Genomic DNA, 6,284 nt, shown 5'->3' on the forward strand with positions numbered 1-6,284 from the left:
CCAGCAGCATCGCGTGCTTCACGCCACCGATCTGGTAGTTGAAGCTGAGCGCGTGGTCGAAATCGAGGGGACGGGTGCGGGTGCCGGGGACGGGGTCGAAGGGGAGTCCGTCCGCGGGCTGTTCGCAGTTGGCGGTGGGGCACACCTCGCCGAACTCCATCATCATCAGGGTCAGGGCGAGACCGAGGCAGCCGGAGGCCGCGCCGTGGTGGCCGAAGCATCCTTCCTGGGAGGACATCAGCACGGTGGAATCGGGGCCGTAGAGCTCGCGGACGGCGTTGGCCTCCAGAGCGGTGACGACCGCGTCGCCGTCGCTCGAGCCGTTGATGTACGGCACCTGCTCGATCCGCCAGCGGTCGCCCAGGCACAGGCGTACGGCCCTGACCAGCTGGACGCCGGACTCGTCGGCGGTGAGCGGGTTGGCCAGGCCGTCGCGGGTCATGGCGGCGGCGAGCACCTGGCCGTAGAGGTGGGCGCCGCGGCGGGCGGCGTGCTCCCTGCTCTCCAGGATCACGGTGGCGGATCCCTCGCCGTGGTTGATGCAGTCCGCGTGCCGGTCGTAGGGGCGCATCAGGGAGTCGAAGGACGGAAGCGGTTCGGGCATTCCGACGGCGCCCATCGCCTCGAAGGCGTGTTTGGCGCCGTGCAGCAGTCGCTGGCCCTTCTGGATCAAGTCGACGTTGAAGACGTCGACGCCGGTCACCACCGCGAGGTCGGTCTCGCCGGCCGCGATGAGACGGCGGGCGTTGCCGAGCTGCACGGCGCCCGACGAGCAGCCGCAGGAGACGGTGAAGCAGGGGCCGACGGTCCGGGTCAGCGCGCCCTGGACGACGGCGACATCGGAGGGTGACGCGGCCTGTTCGGCCGCGGCGAGCATCTCCAGGATGTCGATGGCGGTGGCGGAGTCGGGGTCGACGCCGAGCAGGGTGATATAGCTGTCCACATTGGCGTCCACGCTGCCACGGCCGACGAGCACGGCCGCCTCGCGCAGATCGCCGGTGGCCAGGTCGAGTTCGGCGTCGGCACACGCCTCGACGAGGGAAACCAGGCCGTAGCGGTGGGCGTTGGTGTAGTGGCGGGAGAAGAATTCGGGGATGTCGGGCAGGCGTTCGGCGAACTGCTCGGCACTGAGGTGCACCGAGCCGTAGTGGATGCCGTGCCGGCCGAGGACGGTGCGGCCGTGGGAGGCGATGTCCCACACCTGGGCCGCGGTGAAGACGGGTTCGGCGCCGCCCGGGAGGCAGAAACCCAGGCCGGTGACGACGGCGTCCCGTGGGTTTCCGGGGCCCCCGGGGGCCGGCCGGGGTGAGTGCCGGTGCGGGCTCACGACGCCCTGCCGGATCTGAGGAGGGTCATGACGGTGGTCCCTTTCGCTCACACCCGAGTACGGGTCCGCCGGTACGGCGAGTCGCCGAATGCACGGTGAGACCGCCGGTGTTCCGGAATCGGTTCATGGTGAATTCGGCGCGTGCGGCGCGGCGTTGGACGTACTCGAAGCCTTTCCCCGCTGGATGGTGAGTCGTCTCCGTCGGGAGAGCCGCTCATCGTTCGGAAAGGACAGGTGGAATAGTTGACGCTACGCCTGGAGGGACAGGGGCCGGTAGGTGGTGTCGCATCACCGCGGTGGATTCGGCCGTTCCGGCGCACCGCCCTTGTACCCCCGGAGCCCATACCGCGCGACCCCGGAGAAAAGGGGGCTCGTGCCCCGGTTCACGCCCCCTCTTGTGGAATCTTTCTGAAAGAGCGTAGAGAAAAAGACGCCTCAGGCACTCACTGAGTATGCGGCGGTTTTGAGCACAGGGAAGAGGCCCCTTCGCACAGGGGGCGAAAGACACGCAAAGGGTGATAGATGATGACACATCAGTCCGTACCGTTCGACGATCTGGACCGCAAAATCGTTGCGGCGCTGGTCGCCAACGCCAGGACCAGCTTCACGGAGATCGGCGCCGCGATCGGACTCTCGGCCTCCGCGGTCAAGCGCCGCGTCGACCGGATGCGGGAGACCGATGTGATCACCGGCTTCACCACCACCGTGCGCCCGGCCGCCCTCGGCTGGCGGACCGAGGCGTATGTGGAGGTGTACTGCGACAGCGCCGCGCCACCCCGGCGCCTCGCGGAGGTCGTGCGCAATTATCCGGAGATCATCGCGGCCATGACGGTGACCGGCGGCGCGGACGCCCTGCTGCATGTCATGGCCACCGATGTGGAGCATTTCGAGGAGGTGCTGGAGCGCATCCGGGCCGAGCCCTTCGTCCGCCAGACGATCAGCTACATGGTGCTGTCGCACCTGCTCACGGGCAGTGCGGAGGCCGGCGCGGCCCCTCCCGCGACCGCGACGCAATGAACCGCCGCGAACCAGCCCCCGCACGCAGCATCGGTGCACCGACACGCAGTTTTCTTTTCTTGTCTCCCCTCTCCTCCGCTTTCTACCGTTGATTCATCCCCCCGGTCGCCCGCGGAAGCGAGAGGAATCCTCCGTTGCCCCTTACGCGTGTGCCGCGCCCCAGGCGCTTCCTGACCTGTGCCCCCAGATATTTCGATGTGCGGTATGCCATCAATCCCTGGATGCGTGAGGACACCGAGGTCGACACCGACCTCGCCCAGGCGCAATGGGAGACGCTGATCCGCGCCTACCGCGACCACGGCCATCGGGTCGAATTCATCGAGCCGGTGGCGGGACTGCCGGACATGGTGTTCGCGGCGAACTCGGCCCTCGTCCTGGAGGGCCGGGTCTTCGGCTCGCGATTCCACGCACCGCAGCGCCGGCCGGAACAGCTCGCCTACGAACGGTGGTTCAAGGCGGCCGGATTCGACGTCCATCCGCCGGAATCGGTGTGCGAGGGCGAGGGCGACCTGGTGCCGGCCGGGCCCTACGTCCTGGCGGGCACCGGCTTCCGCACCACCCGGGCGGCCCATCAGGAGGTGCAGGAGTTCTTCGGGGTGCCGACCATCAGCCTGCTGCTGGTGGACCCGTACTTCTACCACCTGGACACCGCGCTGTTCGTCCTCGACGACCGGACCATCGCGTACTACCCGGAGGCGTTCTCCCCCGGCAGCCGTGAGGTGCTGAGGCGGCTCTACCCCGACGCGCTCATCGCCACCCGCGACGACGCCATGGCCTTCGGGCTCAACTCGGTCTCCGACGGCCGGCACGTCTTCGTCGCGCCCCAGGCCACCGGGCTCATCGACCAGCTCACCGACCGCGGTTACGTCCCCGTCCCCATCGACCTGTCGGAACTGCACAAGGCCGGCGGGGGCATCAAGTGCTGCACACAGGAGATCCGCTGATGACCGCCACCACCTCCATCGCCTCCGACTCCACCGCCTCCGGTTCCGGCTCGGCCCTGGCGAACGGTGCCGCTCGCTCCTCGCAGGAGCTGATCCACGCCGAGGAGACCTCGCTCGCGCACAACTACCACCCGCTGCCCGTGGTCGTCGCCCGCGCCGAGGGCAGCTGGGTCCGGGACGTCGAGGGGTGCCGCTATCTGGACATGCTGGCCGGGTACTCCGCCCTCAACTTCGGCCACCGCCACCCGGCGCTGATCGAGGCCGCCCACCGCCAGCTCGACCAGCTCACGCTGACCTCCCGGGCCTTCCACAACGACCGGCTGGCCGGGTTCGCCGAGGGGGTGGCGGAGCTCACCGGGCTCTCCATGGTGCTGCCGATGAACACCGGCGCGGAGGCGGTGGAGAGCGCCATCAAGGTCGCCCGCAAGTGGGCGTACGAGGTGAAGGGCGTCGCCCCGGACCAGGCCACCATCGTGGTGGCGGCCGACAACTTCCACGGCCGTACGACGACGATCGTCGGCTTCTCCACCGACCCCGTGGCCCGCGACGGCTTCGGCCCGTTCGCCCCGGGATTCCGCGTCGTGCCGTACAACGACCTCGCGGCGCTGGAGGCCGCCGTGGACGAGACCACGGCGGCGGTCCTCATCGAGCCCATCCAGGGCGAGGCGGGCGTGGTCATCCCCGATGACGGCTATCTGCGCGGGGTGCGCGAGCTGACCCGGCGCACCGGGACGCTGTTCATCGCCGATGAGATCCAGTCCGGCCTGGGCCGCACCGGCACCACGCTGGCCGTAGAGCACGAGTCGGTGCTGCCGGATGTGCTGCTGCTCGGCAAGGCGCTGGGCGGCGGCATCGTGCCGGTGTCGGCGGTGGTGGCCGACCGTGCGGTGCTCGGAGTGCTGCGCCCCGGCGAGCACGGCTCCACCTTCGGCGGCAATCCGCTGGCCGCGGCGGTCGGCTCGGCCGTGGTCGACCTGCTGCGCACCGGTGAATTCCAGCGCCGGGCACGGGAGTTGGGCGAGGTACTGAGGGACGGGCTGGCCGCGCTGACCGGCAAGGGCGTCGTGGGCTACCGCTGCCGCGGGCTGTGGGCGGGCGTCGATGTGGACCCCGCGCTCGGCACCGGCCGCGAGGTGAGCGAGCGGCTGATGGCCGAGGGGATCCTGGTCAAGGACACCCATGGTTCGACGATCCGTCTGGCACCGCCGCTGACCATCACCCGTGAGGAGCTGGAGGGGGCGCTGGCGGCGCTGGAGAAGGTACTCGGCTGATCGGGGGGACGCAGCCGATCGAGCTGATCGATTGATCGGAACCACGAAGCGCCGGGCCGCATTACGTTTCATACGGCCCGGCGCTTCGTCATGTTCAATCCCGCTCGGAGATTCTTTATCAGCGACCCCGTCGCGGTCCTGTCAGAACCTCGAACCGTAGGTAACGCCCAGGTCACGGCGGCCTTTCCGAGTTTTTATGTACATTGTTGAGCATTCCACTGTTCCCGATCGCACGGTGTGGAACACTTCGTGTCATCTCGCCGCACCCAACAGGCGAAGGCAACGGCGCGGAAAGGAGTTGCGGCTGGAGTGGACAGTGAGCCGGTCACGGTGACTGCCGCATACCGGGTGGAGCCCGGCCGCGAAAGCGAGTTCTATGCCTGGGCGATCGAGATGCTCAATACCGCGGCAAGCCTCCCGGGATATCTCGGAGGCGGGGTGATGGGATCCGGTTCAACCTCCTCGGAGTGGCACGTCCTCTACCGGTTCGAGGCGGAAGGACCGGCTCGGGCATGGGATTCCTCGCTGGAGCGCGCGCGATTGGCGTCCCGTACCGGGCCCTTCGTCGAGGAAAAGGGAACGCAGCGCACCTCGGGACTGGAGAACTGGTTCAAAGGGCCGGTGCGGCCACTGCCGCCACCGCCCAAATGGAAGCTGTGGCTGGTGAATCTGAGCGCGGTCTTCCCTCCGGTTCTCCTCTTCAACGTGCTGGTGATCCCGTTCATCAAGGACACCAATTTCCTGCTGCGGACCCTGGCCTTGTGTCTCGGCGTGACCGCGATGGTGACCTGGCTGGTCATGCCACGGCTGCAGCGGCTTCTGAAGAAGTGGCTCCACCCGCCGCTTCAGTCGATACGAGGACGTCACAGGCGGATGGCGGCCGACGGCCCACGCGCTCGCCGGTAGGTGAGCGGGGCGTCGCGGCCCGATGGCCGGGGCGGGTGATACCCGGTCGGTTTTCTCATCGCAAGGAGGCAAATCCGGATGGAATCGCTGAGGACACTCCTCGTCGATCATTACGACTCGTACACGTACAACCTCTTTCATCTGCTGACCGAGGTCAACGGCGAGGAACCGGAGGTGCTTCTGCATGACGCGCCGGAGTGCGCGGACATCGATCTCTCCGCGTTCGACAACATCGTGCTCACCCCCGGCCCCGGCCATCCGGCGGATCCCCGGGACTTCGGCGCCACCGCCCGGCTGATCGAGCGGTCGCCCATCCCGGTGCTGGGGGTGTGCCTGGGGCACCAGGGGATCGCGCTCGGCGCGCAGGCGCGGGTGGTGTCCGCGCCCGAGCCCAAGCACGGGCATCTGTCCCGGATCAAACACGGCGGGCGCGGGCTGTTCCGCGGCCTTCCGCAGGACTTCACGGCCGTGCGCTATCACTCGCTGTGCGTGGCCGAGCCGCTGCCGCTGGGGCTGCAGGGCATCGCCTGGTCCGAGGACGGTGTGCTGATGGGGCTGCGGCACCGGGCCCGTCCGCTGTGGGGCGTCCAGTTCCACCCGGAGTCGGTGCTGACCGGATACGGCCACCGCATGCTCAGCAACTTCCGCGATCTGACCATTGAGCACGCGAACGGCGAGTCGGTGACCTCCACCGTGACCCCCGCCTCCGCCGAGGAGCCGCGCCGCGCCCGTACGGCGTCCAAAGCGGCCAAGGCGGCCAAGGCGGCCACCGCGCCGGGCTCCCCGCCCATCCCCGAGGCGGACCCCCGAACCGAACTG

At 68.8% G+C, this 6,284-nt stretch carries 6 protein-coding genes; 5 read left to right on the forward strand and 1 reads right to left on the reverse strand.

The annotated features are described in order from the left end of the window. Positions 1-1,327: beta-ketoacyl synthase (locus GWI24_RS38845; RefSeq protein WP_210950739.1), on the reverse strand; the 1,327-nt coding region annotated here is incomplete at its 3' end. A gap of 525 nt (positions 1,328-1,852) precedes the next feature. On the opposite strand from GWI24_RS38845, the gene GWI24_RS38850 reads away from it, so the two are divergent. The 5 genes from GWI24_RS38850 to GWI24_RS38870 all read left to right on the forward strand — a co-directional run. Continuing rightward, complete coding sequence (locus GWI24_RS38850) at positions 1,853-2,344, forward strand: Lrp/AsnC family transcriptional regulator (protein WP_020866202.1); 492 nt, start codon at positions 1,853-1,855, stop codon at positions 2,342-2,344. Positions 2,345-2,478: 134 nt separating this feature from the next. Next, on the forward strand, positions 2,479-3,288 hold the full coding sequence (gene ddaH, locus GWI24_RS38855; RefSeq protein ID WP_210950740.1) for a dimethylargininase: 810 nt from the start codon (positions 2,479-2,481) through the stop codon (positions 3,286-3,288). Continuing rightward, positions 3,288-4,559: an ornithine--oxo-acid transaminase gene (gene rocD, locus GWI24_RS38860; RefSeq protein WP_247617500.1), complete on the forward strand. Its 1,272-nt coding sequence runs from the start codon at positions 3,288-3,290 to the stop codon at positions 4,557-4,559. The genes ddaH and rocD overlap by 1 nt, the downstream gene beginning before the upstream one ends. Before the next feature lie 309 nt (positions 4,560-4,868). Next, the gene (locus tag GWI24_RS38865) at positions 4,869-5,465 is read left to right on the forward strand and encodes a hypothetical protein (protein ID WP_210950741.1); all 597 of its coding nucleotides are present in this window, start codon (positions 4,869-4,871) and stop codon (positions 5,463-5,465) included. A gap of 78 nt (positions 5,466-5,543) precedes the next feature. Beyond that, positions 5,544-6,284 (forward strand): aminodeoxychorismate/anthranilate synthase component II (locus GWI24_RS38870; RefSeq protein ID WP_247617501.1); only part of this gene is annotated, 741 nt, incomplete at its 3' end.

The sequence above is a fragment of the Streptomyces sp. MK37H genome (assembly GCF_018035285.1).
GTDB lineage: Bacteria > Actinomycetota > Actinomycetes > Streptomycetales > Streptomycetaceae > Streptomyces > Streptomyces endocoffeicus.

What these genes read in the sequence shown, in the direction of transcription:
- GWI24_RS38850 (WP_020866202.1), top strand. Translation starts at nt 1,853, where the DNA reads ATGACACATCAGTCCGTACCGTTCGACGATCTGGACCGCAAAATCGTT.
- rocD (WP_247617500.1), top strand. Translation starts at nt 3,288, where the DNA reads ATGACCGCCACCACCTCCATCGCCTCCGACTCCACCGCCTCCGGTTCC.